This is a genomic window from Pseudomonas sp. MWU13-2105, assembly GCF_023242315.1.
GTDB lineage: Bacteria > Pseudomonadota > Gammaproteobacteria > Pseudomonadales > Pseudomonadaceae > Aquipseudomonas.
Genome location: NZ_JALLIY010000022.1, coordinates 118,662 through 134,173, shown reverse-complemented (window position 1 = coordinate 134,173; position 15,512 = coordinate 118,662). Strand labels below are relative to the sequence as shown.

The following is a 15,512-nucleotide window of genomic DNA, read 5'->3' as shown; positions in this document are numbered from 1 at the left end:
TCCGGTGGCAGGCCCGGCTTCTGTAGGGGCTGCCGGCGATGGCGGCCGCATGGGCGCTGTAGGGCTGAAGGGTCATATGCAAGCTCTCGGCGCATGGCTATCATGCCTGCCTCATTGTGAGTCGAGACCTGCATGCTGACGTTGTTGAAACTCCTCAAAGATGGTCGATTCCACTCCGGGCAAGCGCTGGGCGCGGCATTGGGTGTCAGCCGCAGTGCTGTCTGGAAGCAGCTCCAGCAACTGGAGGCGGAGTTCGGGCTGGTCATCCATAAAGTCCGTGGCCGCGGTTATCAACTCGCCAGCCCGCTGGTGTTGCTGAGCGAGCTGGAGATAGCTGCCGCAAAACCCTCGGCCTCCTGGCCGGTGCATGTCTACGACAGCATCGACTCAACCAACGCCGAGGCGCTGCGCCTGGTGGAAAAAGGCGTTGTGGCTCCTTTCATCGTGGTGGCCGAGCGGCAAACCGCGGGGCGAGGGCGCAGGGGGCGACAGTGGGTGAGCCCATTCGCGGAAAATATCTATTTCAGCCTGTTGCTCAGGATCGAAGGCGGCATGCGTCAGCTGGAAGGTTTGAGCCTGGTGGTCGGCTTGGCTGTTTTAAATGCATTGCGTGAGCTCGGTATTGCCCGGGCGGGGCTGAAGTGGCCAAACGACGTCCTGGTCGACAATAAGAAGATCGCCGGCATTCTGCTGGAACTGGTCGGCGACCCTGCGGATGTCTGTCACGTCGTGCTCGGGGTGGGAATCAACGTCAATATGCAGGTTGCCGAGCAGGTGGACCAGCTGTGGACATCGGCTCGCCTGGAGACGGGGCGCTCGATCGATCGCAACCAGCTGATCGCCAGCCTGGCGGAAAAGTTGCGCTTTTACCTGGATTGGCACCAGTCCTCCGGTTTTGCCGCGATCCAGGCCGAGTGGGAGCAGAATCATCTCTGGCAGGGGCGCAAGGTTGCCCTGATCGCCGGGGTGAACCAGGTTGAGGGGGTTGTGCTGGGCATCGATCAGCAAGGCGCCCTCCGCCTGGAGGTGGCGGGCGTGGAAAAGGTTTTCAGTGGTGGCGAACTCAGCCTGCGCTTGCGCGATGAAGCCTGAGGCTGCTGGTGGTTTTAGCAAGGGCAGGGCACAGCAGGTGTCTGCCCTGGTATTGGTTGGCTTGGCGGTGGCGTGTCCGCTCGATTGAGGTTCCTATGCGTTGGTTGTTTCTGTTGTTGCTGGTGCTCAATGGTGTGTATTACGTCTGGCACCAGCAGGAGGCGCCCCTGAGGGCCAAGGAGGTCGCTCCTCTATCGCTGTATCGCAGCGCTCATCAGGATATCCAGTTGTTGAGCGAGTCGGATGGCGCTGGCGGGCGCCGCGCGGCCTCCGTCGTGCCGGAGCGTGAGGGCGATTGTGTCTATCTGGGCGCCGTGGCGCGCCAGGATCTGGCGCAATCCATCGTCCAGCGTCTCCAGGGCAGCAATATCAAGGCCCGGGTCGGCCAGGTCAACCTGCCGGATTCGGCGGGTTACTGGGTGCGTATCGCACCTGAAAGCCAGCATTTGCTGGACGATGCCCTGTTGCAGAACCTTGCTAAAGAATTCAATGAGTTAAAACATAAAATAATGCCATGCGAAGGCATTGCAACTGTCGAATAGTTTGAATAGAATGGCGCCCGCTTCGCAGTGAACACCTCTTGAGGGACTGGCTACGAAGCGGGTCAACGCAGCTAACCTCATAATTTAAATGAGAAAAATGCTTGACAGAAGGCCGACACGATGTAGAATGTCGGCTCGCTTAGGAGGGGTTCCCGAGCGGCCAAAGGGATCAGACTGTAAATCTGACGTCTACGACTTCGAAGGTTCGAATCCTTCCCCCTCCACCATATTTAAGCGTGAGCTGCAAGCTCCGCGGGTATAGTTTAGTGGTAGAACCTCAGCCTTCCAAGCTGATGATGCGGGTTCGATTCCCGCTACCCGCTCCAAGTTTGCTGTTTGTGCACCGTGTTTCGCTCTTGTAGCTCAGTTGGTAGAGCACACCCTTGGTAAGGGTGAGGTCAGCGGTTCAAATCCGCTCAAGAGCTCCATAATAACAAGGCAGATATGCAAATATCTGCCTTTGTTTTAATGGCTGATGTAGCTTGCATAATTCTTCTCCTGAGGGTGATTTCGATGGCTAAGGAAAAGTTCGAACGTAATAAGCCGCACGTCAACGTGGGTACCATTGGTCACGTCGACCACGGTAAAACTACGCTCACTGCTGCCTTGACCCGCGTTTGCTCCGAGGTGTTCGGTTCGGCCAAGGTCGACTTCGACAAGATCGATAGCGCCCCAGAAGAAAAAGCTCGCGGCATCACCATCAACACCGCTCACGTTGAATACGATTCGGCCGTGCGTCACTACGCACACGTTGACTGTCCAGGTCACGCCGACTACGTAAAAAACATGATTACCGGTGCTGCGCAGATGGATGGTGCGATCCTGGTTTGCTCGGCCGCTGATGGTCCGATGCCGCAAACTCGCGAGCACATCCTGTTGTCCCGTCAGGTGGGTGTTCCCTACATCGTGGTTTTCCTGAACAAGGCTGACCTGGTAGATGACGCTGAGCTGCTGGAACTGGTTGAAATGGAAGTGCGCGATCTGCTGAGCACTTACGATTTCCCGGGCGACGACACGCCGATCATCATCGGTTCCGCGCGTATGGCGCTGGAAGGTAATGATGAAAATGGCATGGGTACTTCGGCTGTCAAGAAGCTGGTTGAGACTCTGGATAGCTATATTCCTGAGCCTGAGCGTGCGATCGACAAGCCATTCCTGATGCCGATCGAGGATGTGTTCTCGATCTCCGGTCGCGGCACTGTTGTGACTGGTCGTATTGAGCGCGGTATTGTTCGTGTTCAAGATCCGCTGGAGATCGTAGGTCTGCGTGACACTGCTGTCACCACCTGCACTGGCGTTGAAATGTTTCGTAAACTGCTCGATGAAGGTCGTGCAGGTGAAAACTGCGGCGTTCTGCTGCGCGGCACCAAGCGTGACGATGTCGAGCGTGGCCAGGTACTGGTCAAGCCTGGTTCGGTCAAGCCGCACACCAAGTTCACCGCCGAAGTTTACGTTCTGAGCAAGGAAGAAGGCGGTCGTCACACGCCGTTCTTCAAGGGCTACCGTCCACAGTTCTACTTCCGTACTACTGATGTGACTGGTAACTGCGAGCTGCCGGAAGGCGTTGAGATGGTAATGCCAGGTGACAACATCCAGATGACTGTCACTCTGATCAAAACCATTGCGATGGAAGACGGCCTGCGTTTCGCTATCCGTGAGGGCGGTCGTACCGTCGGCGCGGGTGTTGTAGCGAAAGTAATCGAATAAGTAGTTGAAATGCCTCTCTCAGGTCGACATAATGGTCGGCCTGATTCAAGTTTTAGGTCAGTAGCTCAATTGGCAGAGCGACGGTCTCCAAAACCGTAGGTTGGGGGTTCGATTCCCTCCTGACCTGCCAGATTCACTCGGTGTGTCTGGCTTTCTTTTCACAGGATTCTCTTAGATGACCTCCAACGCTGAAGCCCAAGGCTCTCGCTTCGATCTTCTCAAGTGGCTCGTCGTAGTCGCTTTGGTGGTGATTGGTGTTGTTGGCAACCAGTACTATCATGGTTCGCCGATCCTGTACCGCGTACTGGCTCTGCTTGTCATCGCTGCTGTAGCTGCCTTTGTAGGCCTGCAGACCGCGAAAGGCAAGTCGTTCTTCGTGCTGGCAAAGGAAGCTCGTACCGAGATTCGTAAAGTCGTATGGCCGACTCGCCAAGAAACCACGCAGACCACGTTGATCGTGGTGGCTGTTGTTCTGGTAATGGCGTTGCTGTTGTGGGGGCTTGATTCCCTGCTCGGCTGGCTTGTTTCCTCGATTGTAGGCTAAGGGTGTCCCGTGGCTAAGCGTTGGTACGTTGTGCATGCTTACTCGGGTTACGAGAAGCATGTGATGCGCTCGTTGGTCGAGCGCGTAAAGCTGGCAGGCATGGAAGATGGCTTCGGCGAGATTCTGGTCCCTACTGAAGAAGTAGTGGAAATGCGTAACGGCCAGAAGCGCAAGAGCGAGCGTAAGTTCTTCCCTGGCTATGTGCTGGTGCAGATGGACATGAACGAGGGGACTTGGCACTTGGTCAAGGATACGCCTCGGGTGATGGGTTTTATCGGCGGTACCGCCGACAAGCCTGCGCCGATCACCGACAAAGAGGCAGAAGCGATTCTGCGTCGTGTCGCTGATGGTAGCGACAAGCCGAAGCCGAAGACGTTGTTCGAGCCGGGCGAAGTCGTACGTGTTACCGATGGTCCGTTCGCTGATTTCAACGGCACCGTCGAAGAGGTCAACTACGAAAAGAGCCGCATCCAGGTGGCCGTGCTCATTTTCGGACGCTCTACTCCGGTAGAGTTGGAGTTTAGCCAGGTCGAAAAGGTCTAGCTGAACAAGCATCCCAACCCCACAGTCCAAGGCTGTGGGGTTTTGTCGTCACTGGGATAAACGCGCAAGTAACCGGGGAGCCTTTCGAGGCGCTAGAACCCGTAATTGGAGTGCCTCATGGCCAAGAAGATTACCGCTTACATCAAGCTGCAAGTGAAGGCCGCCCAGGCCAACCCTAGCCCACCCGTCGGTCCAGCTCTGGGTCAGCACGGCGTGAACATCATGGAGTTCTGCAAGGCCTTCAACGCCCGTACCCAGGGTCTTGAGCCAGGTCTGCCGACGCCTGTGATCATCACTGTCTACAGTGACCGCAGCTTCACTTTCGAAACCAAGTCCACCCCGGCTTCGGTTCTGCTGAAAAAGGCCGCAGGCCTGACCAGCGGTTCCGCTCGTCCGAACACCGTTAAGGTTGGCACCGTGACCCGTGCTCAGCTGGAAGAAATCGCGAAAACCAAAAACGCGGATCTGACTGCAGCTGATATGGATGCAGCCGTGCGTACCATCGCCGGTTCTGCTCGTAGCATGGGCCTTAACGTGGAGGGTGTGTAATGGCTAAGCTGACCAAGCGCCAAAAGGCTATCGCCGGCAAAATCGAAGCAGGCAAGGCCTACAACTTTGTAGAAGCCGCCGCTCTGTTGTCCGAGCTGTCGACTGTCAAGTTCAGCGAGTCGTTTGACGTTGCTGTAAACCTGGGCGTTGACCCACGTAAATCCGACCAGGTCGTACGTAGCGCTACTGTGCTGCCACACGGCACTGGCAAGACCGTTCGCGTTGCTGTGTTCACCCAGGGCCCGGCTGCTGAGGCCGCTCTGGCTGCCGGCGCCGATCGCGTTGGTATGGACGACCTGGCTGCCGAAATGAAAGGCGGCGACCTGAACTATGACGTCGTTATTGCGTCCCCGGATGCAATGCGTGTTGTCGGTCAACTGGGTCAGATCCTCGGTCCGCGTGGCCTGATGCCTAACCCGAAAGTCGGCACCGTAACCCCAGACGTAGCCACCGCGGTGAAAAACGCCAAGGCCGGTCAGGTTCGTTATCGCACCGACAAGAACGGTATCATCCACACCTCCGTTGGCAAGATCGGCTTTGATGCCGTCAAGCTGAAGGAAAACGTTGAAGCCCTGATCGCTGACCTGAAGCGTATCAAGCCAGCTTCCTCGAAAGGTATCTACGTCAAGCGCGTTACCCTGAGCACCACCATGGGTCCAGGCCTGGTCATCGACCAAAGCTCGCTGGAAGCGTAAGACACGCATTGGCGCAAGCGATTGCGCCAATCGAAAAAATTGGGGTCCCTGCCTGGCGGGGGCTATCCAAGACCGTAGGCGGCGCAAGTCTTAAACCTCAAGCCTACGCAGATGGTGCTCCCGGTTCCTTACCGAATCAGACACCAAAACGACATCCGGCTTCGGCCAGATGAAACGGTAACAAGCAGGAGTTAAACCCGTGGCAATTAAACTCGAAGACAAGAAGGCCATCGTCGCTGAAGTCAACGAGGCTGCCAAAGTCGCTCTGTCCGCTGTCGTGGCTGATGCCCGTGGCGTAACAGTAAGCGCGATGACCGGACTCCGTAAAGAGGCCCGCGAAGCTGGCGTATACGTACGTGTAGTACGTAACACCCTGCTCAAGCGCGCTGTTGAAGGCACCGAGTACTCGGTTCTCAACGACGTGTTCAAAGGCCCGACCCTGATTGCTTTCTCCAAGGAACACCCGGGCGCTGCTGCTCGTCTGTTCAAAGAGTTCGCAAAGGGTCAGGACAAGTTCGAGATCAAGGCAGCTGCGTTTGAGGGCAAGTTCCTCGCAGCGAATCAGATCGACGTACTGGCAACCTTGCCGACCCGTAACGAAGCTATCTCCCAGCTGATGAGCGTGATTCAAGGCGCTACCAGCAAGTTGGCTCGTACTCTGGCGGCTATTCGCGACCAGAAAGAAGCCGCCGCAGCCTAAGGCTGAGCACTTCTTTTCGCGTATTTTTGTTTATTTCGATGGTCGCGTAGGCCGTCCCCCAATTCAGGAAATACAGTAATGTCTATCTCCCAAGAAGATATCCTCAACGCCGTAGCTGAAATGTCGGTTCTGCAGGTTGTTGAGCTGATCAAAGCTTTCGAAGAAAAATTCGGTGTTACCGCTGCTGCTGCTTCGGCAGGTCCTGCTGCTGCTGCCGCTGTTGTTGAAGAGCAAACCGAATTCAACGTCATGCTGCTGGAAGCTGGCGAGAAGAAAGTTAACGTGATCAAGGCAGTACGTGAACTGACCGGTCTGGGCCTGAAAGAAGCCAAGGCTGTAGTTGACGGCGCTCCTGCCCTGGTTCTGGAAGCTGTTGCCAAAGACGCAGCTGACAAAGCCAAAGCAGCACTGGAAGAAGCAGGCGCTAAAGTCGAGCTGAAGTAAGCTCTGACCTTGCGTCTCCAGCCCGAGCGTTAAGCGACAGGCTGATGGCTGGTGGCTCTTGCCACCGGCCTTTTTCCGTTACTGGCGGCCGATCCGGTCGGTGCCTTTAACGTGCTTCAACCACCCGATGCGGTGGCGCAAACCATGGGGTTTGCACGATTTTCTGGCTGCTCCCGTCGGGGAGGGGCCAAACAAGCAGGTGACCAAGCTGGGGAACGCTGATGGCTTACTCATATACTGAGAAAAAACGTATCCGCAAGGACTTTAGCAAGTTGCCGGACGTCATGGATGTGCCGTACCTCCTGGCCATCCAGCTGGATTCGTATCGTGAATTCTTGCAGGCGGGAGCGACTAAAGATCAGTTCCGCGACGTGGGCCTGCATGCGGCCTTCAAATCCGTTTTCCCGATCATCAGCTACTCCGGCAATGCTGCGCTGGAGTACGTCGGTTATCGCCTGGGCGAACCGGCATTTGATGTCAAAGAATGCGTATTGCGCGGTGTGACTTACGCCGTACCTTTGCGGGTAAAAGTGCGCCTGATCATTTTCGACAAAGAATCGTCGAACAAAGCGATCAAGGACATCAAAGAGCAAGAAGTCTACATGGGTGAAATTCCCCTGATGACTGAGAACGGTACCTTCGTTATCAACGGTACCGAGCGCGTGATCGTTTCCCAGCTGCACCGTTCCCCGGGCGTGTTCTTCGACCACGACCGCGGCAAGACGCACAGCTCCGGTAAACTGCTGTACTCGGCGCGGATCATTCCTTACCGCGGTTCGTGGTTGGACTTCGAGTTCGACCCGAAAGACTGCGTCTTCGTGCGTATCGACCGTCGTCGCAAGCTGCCGGCTTCCGTGCTGCTGCGCGCACTGGGCTACGCCACCGAAGAAGTGCTGGACGCTTTCTACACCACCAACGTTTTCCACGTGAAGGGCGAAACCCTGAGCCTGGAACTGGTGCCTCAGCGCCTGCGTGGTGAAATCGCCGTCCTCGATATCCTCGATGACAAAGGCAAGGTGATTGTCGAGCAAGGTCGTCGTATTACCGCTCGCCACATCAACCAGCTGGAAAAAGCCGGGATCAAAGAGCTGGATGTGCCGCTGGACTACGTCCTGGGCCGCACTACCGCCAAGGTCATCGTGCACCCGGCTACCGGCGAAATCCTGGCTGAATGCAACACCGAGCTGAACACCGAGATCCTGGCGAAAATCGCCAAGGCCCAGGTCGTTCGCATCGAAACGCTGTACACCAACGACATCGACTGCGGTCCGTTCATCTCCGACACGCTGAAGATCGACTCCACCAGCAACCAACTGGAAGCGCTGGTCGAGATCTATCGCATGATGCGTCCTGGTGAGCCGCCGACCAAGGATGCCGCCGAGACCCTGTTCAACAACCTGTTCTTCAGCCCTGAGCGCTATGATCTGTCCGCGGTCGGCCGGATGAAGTTCAACCGTCGTATCGGGCGTACCGAGATCGAAGGTTCGGGCGTATTGAACAAGGACGATATCGTCGCGGTCCTCAAGACCCTGGTTGACATCCGTAACGGCAAAGGCATCGTCGACGACATCGACCACCTGGGTAACCGTCGTGTTCGCTGTGTAGGCGAAATGGCCGAGAACCAGTTCCGTGTTGGCCTGGTACGTGTTGAGCGTGCGGTCAAGGAACGTCTGTCGATGGCCGAAAGCGAAGGCCTGATGCCGCAAGACCTGATCAACGCCAAGCCTGTGGCTGCGGCGGTGAAGGAGTTCTTCGGTTCCAGCCAGCTGTCGCAGTTCATGGACCAGAACAACCCGCTGTCCGAGATCACCCACAAGCGTCGTGTCTCCGCACTCGGCCCTGGTGGTCTGACCCGCGAACGCGCCGGCTTCGAAGTCCGTGACGTACACCCGACGCACTACGGTCGTGTTTGCCCGATCGAAACGCCGGAAGGTCCGAACATCGGTCTGATCAACTCCCTGGCCGCCTATGCGCGCACCAACCAGTACGGCTTCCTGGAAAGCCCGTACCGTGTGGTGAAAGACGCCCTGGTCACCGACGAGATCGTGTTCCTGTCCGCCATTGAAGAGGCCGATCACGTGATCGCCCAGGCTTCGGCGACCATGAACGAGCAGAAAGTGCTGATCGACGAACTGGTTGCCGTACGTCACCTGAACGAGTTCACCGTCAAGGCGCCGGAAGACGTCACCCTGATGGACGTTTCGCCGAAGCAGGTTGTCTCGGTTGCAGCGTCGCTGATCCCGTTCCTCGAGCACGACGACGCCAACCGTGCGTTGATGGGTTCCAACATGCAGCGTCAGGCTGTACCGACCCTGCGTGCCGACAAGCCGCTGGTAGGTACCGGCATGGAGCGCAACGTTGCCCGTGACTCCGGCGTTTGCGTCGTGGCTCGTCGTGGCGGCGTGATCGACTCCGTCGATGCCAGCCGTATCGTGGTTCGTGTTGCCGATGACGAAGTGGAAACCGGCGAAGCCGGTGTCGACATCTACAACCTGACCAAGTACACCCGCTCGAACCAGAACACCTGCATCAACCAGCGTCCGCTGGTGCGCAAGGGTGATCGCGTTCAGCGTAGCGACATCATGGCCGACGGCCCGTCCACCGACATGGGTGAACTGGCGTTGGGCCAGAACATGCGCATCGCCTTCATGGCATGGAACGGCTTCAACTTCGAAGACTCCATCTGCCTGTCGGAACGCGTTGTTCAGGAAGACCGTTTCACCACGATCCACATCCAGGAACTGACCTGTGTGGCGCGTGACACCAAGCTTGGGCCAGAGGAGATCACTGCGGACATCCCGAACGTGGGTGAAGCCGCACTGAACAAGCTGGACGAAGCCGGTATCGTCTACGTCGGTGCCGAAGTCGGCCCGGGCGACATCCTGGTCGGCAAGGTCACTCCGAAAGGTGAGACCCAGTTGACTCCGGAAGAAAAACTGCTGCGCGCGATCTTCGGTGAGAAGGCCAGCGACGTCAAAGACACCTCCCTGCGCGTACCGACCGGTACCAAGGGTACTGTCATCGACGTCCAGGTCTTCACCCGTGATGGCGTCGAGCGTGACAGCCGTGCGCTGTCCATCGAGAAGAGCCAGCTCGACGAGATCCGCAAGGACCTCAACGAGGAGTTCCGTATCGTCGAAGGCGCGACCTTCGAACGTCTGCGCTCCGCACTGGTTGGTCACAAGGCTGAAGGCGGTGCTGGCCTGAAGAAAGGTCAGGAAATCACCAACGAAGTGCTTGACGGTCTTGAGCACGGCCAGTGGTTCAAACTGCGCATGGCTGAAGATGCTCTGAACGAGCAGCTCGAGAAGGCCCAGGCCTACATCGTCGATCGCCGTCGTCTGCTGGACGACAAGTTCGAAGACAAGAAGCGCAAGCTGCAGCAAGGCGATGACCTGGCTCCGGGCGTACTGAAGATCGTCAAGGTCTACCTGGCAATCCGTCGCCGCATCCAGCCGGGCGACAAGATGGCCGGCCGTCACGGTAACAAGGGTGTGGTCTCGGTGATCATGCCGGTTGAAGACATGCCGCACGATGCCCATGGCACCCCGGTCGATGTGGTCCTCAACCCGCTGGGCGTACCTTCGCGTATGAACGTCGGTCAGATCCTCGAAACCCACCTGGGCCTGGCGGCCAAGGGCTTGGGCGAGAAGATCAACCGCATGATCGAGGAGCAACGCAAGGTCGCTGACCTGCGCAAGTTCCTGCACGAGATCTACAACGAGATCGGCGGTCGCAACGAGGACCTGGACAGCTTCTCCGACCAGGAAATCCTCGACTTGGCGCACAACCTCAAGGCTGGCGTGCCAATGGCCACCCCAGTGTTCGACGGTGCCAAGGAAGTTGAAATCAAGGCCATGCTGAAGCTGGCAGACCTGCCGGAAAGCGGCCAGATGCAACTGTTCGATGGTCGTACCGGCAACAAGTTCGAGCGTCCGGTTACCGTTGGCTACATGTACATGCTGAAGCTGAACCACTTGGTAGACGACAAGATGCACGCTCGTTCTACCGGTTCGTACAGCCTGGTTACCCAGCAGCCGCTGGGTGGTAAGGCGCAGTTCGGTGGTCAGCGTTTCGGGGAGATGGAGGTCTGGGCACTGGAAGCATACGGTGCCGCATACACTCTGCAAGAAATGCTCACAGTGAAGTCGGACGATGTGAACGGTCGGACCAAGATGTACAAAAACATCGTGGACGGCGATCACCGTATGGAGCCGGGCATGCCCGAGTCCTTCAACGTGTTGATCAAGGAAATTCGTTCCCTCGGCATCGATATCGATCTGGAAACCGAATAACACGTGACGCGAATCGAGAGCGGGGCTGTATGGCCCGCTCTCTGCTCCGCCAGGAGGAAAGGCCTTGAAAGACCTACTGAATTTGCTGAAAAACCAGGGTCAAGTCGAAGAGTTCGACGCCATCCGTATCGGATTGGCATCGCCTGAGATGATCCGTTCGTGGTCGTTCGGTGAAGTTAAAAAGCCGGAAACCATCAACTACCGTACGTTCAAACCTGAGCGTGACGGCCTGTTCTGCGCCAAGATCTTTGGCCCGGTCAAGGATTACGAGTGCCTGTGCGGTAAGTACAAGCGCTTGAAGCACCGTGGTGTGATCTGCGAGAAGTGCGGCGTTGAAGTCGCACTGGCCAAGGTTCGTCGTGAGCGCATGGCGCACATCGAACTGGCTTCGCCGGTTGCCCACATCTGGTTCCTGAAGTCCCTGCCGTCGCGTATCGGCTTGCTGATGGACATGACCCTGCGTGATATCGAGCGCGTTCTCTACTTCGAGAGCTACGTCGTTATCGATCCGGGCATGACCACCCTTGAAAAAGGCCAGCTGCTGAACGACGAGCAGTACTTCGAAGCCCTCGAAGAGTTCGGTGATGACTTCGACGCCCGCATGGGTGCTGAAGCTGTCCGCGAACTGCTGCACGCGATCGACCTGGAACACGAGATTGGCCGTCTGCGCGAAGAAATTCCGCAAACCAACTCCGAAACCAAGATCAAGAAGCTGTCCAAGCGTCTGAAGTTGATGGAAGCCTTCCAGGGTTCCGGCAACCTGCCAGAGTGGATGGTACTGACCGTTCTGCCGGTTCTGCCGCCAGACCTGCGTCCACTGGTTCCGCTCGATGGCGGTCGCTTCGCGACTTCCGACCTCAACGATCTGTATCGTCGAGTGATCAACCGTAACAACCGTTTGAAGCGCCTGCTGGACCTGTCCGCGCCTGACATCATCGTGCGCAACGAAAAGCGCATGCTGCAGGAAGCTGTGGATGCGCTGCTGGACAACGGTCGTCGCGGTCGCGCCATCACCGGTTCGAACAAGCGTCCTCTGAAATCCCTGGCTGACATGATCAAGGGTAAGCAAGGTCGTTTCCGTCAGAACTTGCTCGGTAAGCGTGTTGACTACTCCGGTCGTTCGGTAATTACCGTAGGTCCGACCCTGCGTCTGCACCAGTGCGGTCTGCCGAAGAAGATGGCTCTCGAGCTGTTCAAGCCGTTCATTTTCGGCAAGCTGGAAATGCGTGGTCTGGCGACCACCATCAAAGCCGCCAAGAAAATGGTCGAGCGCGAACTGCCAGAGGTTTGGGACGTTCTTGCTGAAGTGATTCGCGAACACCCGGTTCTCCTCAACCGTGCACCGACCCTTCACCGTCTGGGTATCCAGGCGTTTGAACCGGTACTGATCGAAGGTAAGGCTATCCAGCTGCACCCGCTGGTCTGTGCTGCGTACAACGCCGACTTCGACGGCGACCAAATGGCCGTGCACGTACCGCTGACGCTGGAAGCCCAGCTCGAAGCGCGTGCGTTGATGATGTCGACCAACAACATCCTGTCGCCAGCCAACGGTGAGCCGATCATCGTTCCGTCGCAGGACGTTGTATTGGGTCTGTACTACATGACCCGTGAAGCAATCAACGCCAAGGGCGAAGGTCGTATCTTTGCCGACCTGCAGGAAGTCGACCGCGTATTCCGCGCCGGCGAAGCCGCCCTGCACGCCAAGATCAAGGTTCGGATCAACGAAACCGTCAATGATCGTGATGGTGGCAGCGTCAAGAACACCCGTATCGTCGACACCACTGTCGGCCGTGCGCTGTTGTTCCAGGTGGTTCCGGCCGGCCTGTCGTTCGACGTCGTCAACCTGCCGATGAAGAAGAAGGCGATCTCCAAGCTGATCAACCAGTGCTACCGCGTGGTTGGTTTGAAAGAGACCGTGATCTTCGCTGACCAGTTGATGTACACCGGTTTTGCCTATTCGACCATTTCCGGCGTTTCCATCGGTGTTAACGACTTCGTTATCCCGGATGAAAAAGCCCGCATCATTGGTGCTGCCACCGACGAAGTGAAAGAGATCGAAAGTCAGTACGCCTCCGGCCTGGTAACCCAGGGCGAGAAGTACAACAAAGTGATCGACTTGTGGTCCAAGGCGAACGACGAAGTGTCCAAGGCGATGATGGCCAACCTCTCGAAAGAGAAGGTCATCGACCGTCATGGCGACGAAGTCGACCAGGAATCCTTCAACTCGATGTACATGATGGCCGACTCGGGTGCGCGGGGTTCCGCTGCACAGATCCGTCAGCTGGCCGGTATGCGTGGCCTGATGGCCAAGCCGGACGGCTCGATCATCGAGACGCCGATCACCGCGAACTTCCGTGAAGGCCTGAGCGTACTCCAGTACTTCATCTCCACTCACGGTGCTCGTAAGGGTCTCGCGGATACCGCGTTGAAAACCGCGAACTCCGGTTACCTGACCCGTCGTCTGGTAGACGTGGCGCAGGATCTGGTGGTGACCGAAGTCGACTGTGGCACTGAGCAAGGCTTGCTCATGACGCCGCACATCGAAGGCGGCGACGTTGTCGAGCCGTTGGGTGAGCGCGTTCTGGGTCGAGTGATCGCTCGTGACGTCTTCAAGCCGGGCACCGAGGAAGTTATCGTTCCTGCCGGCACCCTGGTCGACGAGAAGTGGGTTGAATTCATCGAGCTGAACAGCATCGACGAAGTCATCGTGCGCTCGCCAATCAGTTGCGAAACCCGTTATGGCATCTGCGCCAAGTGCTACGGCCGTGACTTGGCTCGTGGTCACCAGGTGAACATCGGTGAAGCAGTCGGCGTTATCGCTGCCCAGTCCATCGGTGAGCCGGGTACCCAGCTGACCATGCGTACGTTCCACATCGGTGGTGCGGCAAGCCGGACCTCCGCGGCCGACAGCGTTCAGGTGAAGAATGGCGGTACCGTCCGTCTGCACAACCTGAAGCACGTTGAGCGAGTGGATGGCCACCTGGTTGCCGTGTCCCGTTCCGGTGAACTGGCAATCGCCGACGACTACGGTCGTGAGCGCGAGCGCTACAAGCTGCCGTACGGTGCAGTGATTTCGGTTAAAGAGGGTGACAAGGTCGACGCTGGCGCAATCGTGGCCAAGTGGGATCCGCACACTCACCCAATCGTTACCGAAATGAAAGGTACCGTGACCTACGTGGGCATGGAAGAAGGCATCACGATCAAGCGTCAGACTGACGAATTGACCGGTATGACCAACATTGAAGTCCTCGACGCGAAAGACCGTCCAGCAGCCGGCAAGGACATTCGTCCTGCGGTGAAGATGGTCGACGACAACGGCAAGGATCTGTTGCTGCCAGGCACTGACGTTATCGCTCAGTACTTCCTGCCAGCCAACGCCCTGGTCGGTGTGGCGGATGGTGCGAAAATCGCGATCGGCGACGTTATCGCGCGTATCCCGCAAGAGACTTCGAAGACCCGTGACATCACCGGTGGTCTGCCGCGCGTTGCCGACTTGTTCGAAGCGCGTCGTCCGAAAGAAGCCTCGATTCTGGCTGAAGTCAGCGGCACCATCGCGTTCGGTAAAGAGACCAAGGGCAAGCGCCGTCTGGTCATTACTCCGAACGATGGCAGTGATCCGTATGAAGAGCTGATTCCGAAGTGGCGTCACCTGAACGTCTTCGAAGGCGAACAAGTGAACCGCGGCGAAGTCATCTCCGACGGTCCAAGCGATCCACACGACATCCTGCGTCTGCTGGGTGTAAGTGCGCTGGCCAAGTACATCGTCAACGAGATCCAGGACGTTTACCGTCTGCAAGGCGTGAAGATCAACGATAAGCACATCGAGACCATCCTGCGTCAGATGCTGCGTAAAGTTGAAATCGCTGAATCCGGCGATTCCACTTTCATCAAGGGCGACCAGATGGAATTGACTCACGTCCTGGTAGAGAACGAGCGTTTGGCTGCGGACGACAAGTTCGTGTCCAAGTTCACGCGGGTTCTGCTGGGTATCACCAAGGCGTCGTTGTCGACCGAATCGTTCATCTCCGCGGCCTCTTTCCAAGAGACCACCCGCGTACTGACCGAAGCGGCCGTTACCGGCAAGCGCGATTACCTGCGCGGCCTGAAAGAAAACGTGGTTGTGGGTCGTCTGATCCCGGCCGGTACCGGTCTGGCCTATCACAGCGAGCGCAAGCGTCGTCGTGAACTGGACAAACCGTTGCGCGTAAGCGCCAGTGAAGTGGAAGCTGCACTGACCGAAGCGCTGAACTCAAGCGGTAACTGAGTTCCGCGGTAGTGAGAACAAGGCCCTGGTAGCCTCCGCCAATGCCATCGCGACATTTTTTGTTGCGATGGTCGGTGTGAGGAGATCGGGGCCTTGTCTTGACTGGGGACAAGATCCTCTTTAGACTCTTGTACCCC

11 protein-coding genes and 4 tRNA genes are annotated in these 15,512 nt (G+C 57.4%); all 15 read left to right on the top strand.

Translation table 11 applies throughout. The features are described from left to right. The first annotated feature begins 132 nt into the window (after positions 1–132). The 15 genes from birA (at position 133) to rpoC (ending at position 15,375) form a co-directional block, all read left to right on the top strand. Positions 133–1,092 (top strand): bifunctional biotin--[acetyl-CoA-carboxylase] ligase/biotin operon repressor BirA, encoded by a 960-nt coding sequence (birA, locus tag M5B96_RS27910; RefSeq protein WP_248800148.1) that lies wholly within the window; start codon positions 133–135, stop codon positions 1,090–1,092. Between the two features lie 95 nt (positions 1,093–1,187). After that, entirely contained in the window at positions 1,188–1,634 is a 447-nt protein-coding gene (locus tag M5B96_RS27905; protein WP_248800147.1) for an SPOR domain-containing protein, read from the top strand. Positions 1,635–1,776: 142 nt separating this feature from the next. Continuing rightward, a tRNA-Tyr gene (locus M5B96_RS27900) sits at positions 1,777–1,861 on the top strand. A gap of 25 nt (positions 1,862–1,886) precedes the next feature. Continuing rightward, positions 1,887–1,960, top strand: a tRNA-Gly gene (locus tag M5B96_RS27895). 26 nt (positions 1,961–1,986) lie between these two features. Further along, positions 1,987–2,062 (top strand) — tRNA-Thr (locus M5B96_RS27890). 85 nt (positions 2,063–2,147) lie between these two features. After that, complete coding sequence (gene tuf / locus M5B96_RS27885) at positions 2,148–3,341, top strand: elongation factor Tu (RefSeq protein WP_100944345.1); 1,194 nt, start codon at positions 2,148–2,150, stop codon at positions 3,339–3,341. A gap of 54 nt (positions 3,342–3,395) precedes the next feature. Continuing rightward, positions 3,396–3,471: transfer RNA gene (locus M5B96_RS27880), tRNA-Trp, on the top strand. A gap of 45 nt (positions 3,472–3,516) precedes the next feature. Beyond that, positions 3,517–3,885 (top strand): preprotein translocase subunit SecE, encoded by a 369-nt coding sequence (gene secE / locus M5B96_RS27875; RefSeq protein WP_100944346.1) that lies wholly within the window; start codon positions 3,517–3,519, stop codon positions 3,883–3,885. A gap of 9 nt (positions 3,886–3,894) precedes the next feature. Next, positions 3,895–4,428: a transcription termination/antitermination protein NusG gene (gene nusG, locus M5B96_RS27870; protein ID WP_003186097.1), complete on the top strand. Its 534-nt coding sequence runs from the start codon at positions 3,895–3,897 to the stop codon at positions 4,426–4,428. Between the two features lie 117 nt (positions 4,429–4,545). Beyond that, complete coding sequence (gene rplK / locus M5B96_RS27865) at positions 4,546–4,977, top strand: 50S ribosomal protein L11 (protein WP_003176435.1); 432 nt, start codon at positions 4,546–4,548, stop codon at positions 4,975–4,977. Then, the gene (gene rplA / locus M5B96_RS27860; RefSeq protein ID WP_103495380.1) at positions 4,977–5,672 is read left to right on the top strand and encodes a 50S ribosomal protein L1; all 696 of its coding nucleotides are present in this window, start codon (positions 4,977–4,979) and stop codon (positions 5,670–5,672) included. Before rplK ends, rplA begins: the two co-directional genes overlap by 1 nt. Positions 5,673–5,871: 199 nt before the next feature. Beyond that, a complete protein-coding gene (rplJ, locus tag M5B96_RS27855) occupies positions 5,872–6,372 on the top strand; it encodes a 50S ribosomal protein L10 (protein WP_191485931.1) in 501 nt (166 codons plus the stop codon). 78 nt (positions 6,373–6,450) lie between these two features. Beyond that, positions 6,451–6,816, top strand: coding sequence for a 50S ribosomal protein L7/L12 (gene rplL, locus M5B96_RS27850; RefSeq protein ID WP_100944349.1), 366 nt, complete (start codon positions 6,451–6,453; stop codon positions 6,814–6,816). A 221-nt stretch (positions 6,817–7,037) separates the two neighbouring features. Further along, positions 7,038–11,111 (top strand): DNA-directed RNA polymerase subunit beta, encoded by a 4,074-nt coding sequence (gene rpoB / locus M5B96_RS27845; protein ID WP_248800146.1) that lies wholly within the window; start codon positions 7,038–7,040, stop codon positions 11,109–11,111. 64 nt (positions 11,112–11,175) lie between these two features. Then, positions 11,176–15,375: a DNA-directed RNA polymerase subunit beta' gene (rpoC, locus tag M5B96_RS27840; protein ID WP_248800145.1), complete on the top strand. Its 4,200-nt coding sequence runs from the start codon at positions 11,176–11,178 to the stop codon at positions 15,373–15,375. Positions 15,376–15,512: the final 137 nt, after the last annotated feature.

Excerpts from the sequence above, each read along its gene's own strand:
- rplL (WP_100944349.1), top strand. The coding sequence starts at position 6,451 with ATGTCTATCTCCCAAGAAGATATCCTCAACGCCGTAGCTGAAATGTCG.
- rpoB (WP_248800146.1), top strand. The coding sequence starts at position 7,038 with ATGGCTTACTCATATACTGAGAAAAAACGTATCCGCAAGGACTTTAGC.
- M5B96_RS27905 (WP_248800147.1), top strand. The coding sequence starts at position 1,188 with ATGCGTTGGTTGTTTCTGTTGTTGCTGGTGCTCAATGGTGTGTATTAC.
- rplK (WP_003176435.1), top strand. The coding sequence starts at position 4,546 with ATGGCCAAGAAGATTACCGCTTACATCAAGCTGCAAGTGAAGGCCGCC.
- tuf (WP_100944345.1), top strand. The coding sequence starts at position 2,148 with ATGGCTAAGGAAAAGTTCGAACGTAATAAGCCGCACGTCAACGTGGGT.
- birA (WP_248800148.1), top strand. The coding sequence starts at position 133 with ATGCTGACGTTGTTGAAACTCCTCAAAGATGGTCGATTCCACTCCGGG.
- rplA (WP_103495380.1), top strand. The coding sequence starts at position 4,977 with ATGGCTAAGCTGACCAAGCGCCAAAAGGCTATCGCCGGCAAAATCGAA.
- secE (WP_100944346.1), top strand. The coding sequence starts at position 3,517 with ATGACCTCCAACGCTGAAGCCCAAGGCTCTCGCTTCGATCTTCTCAAG.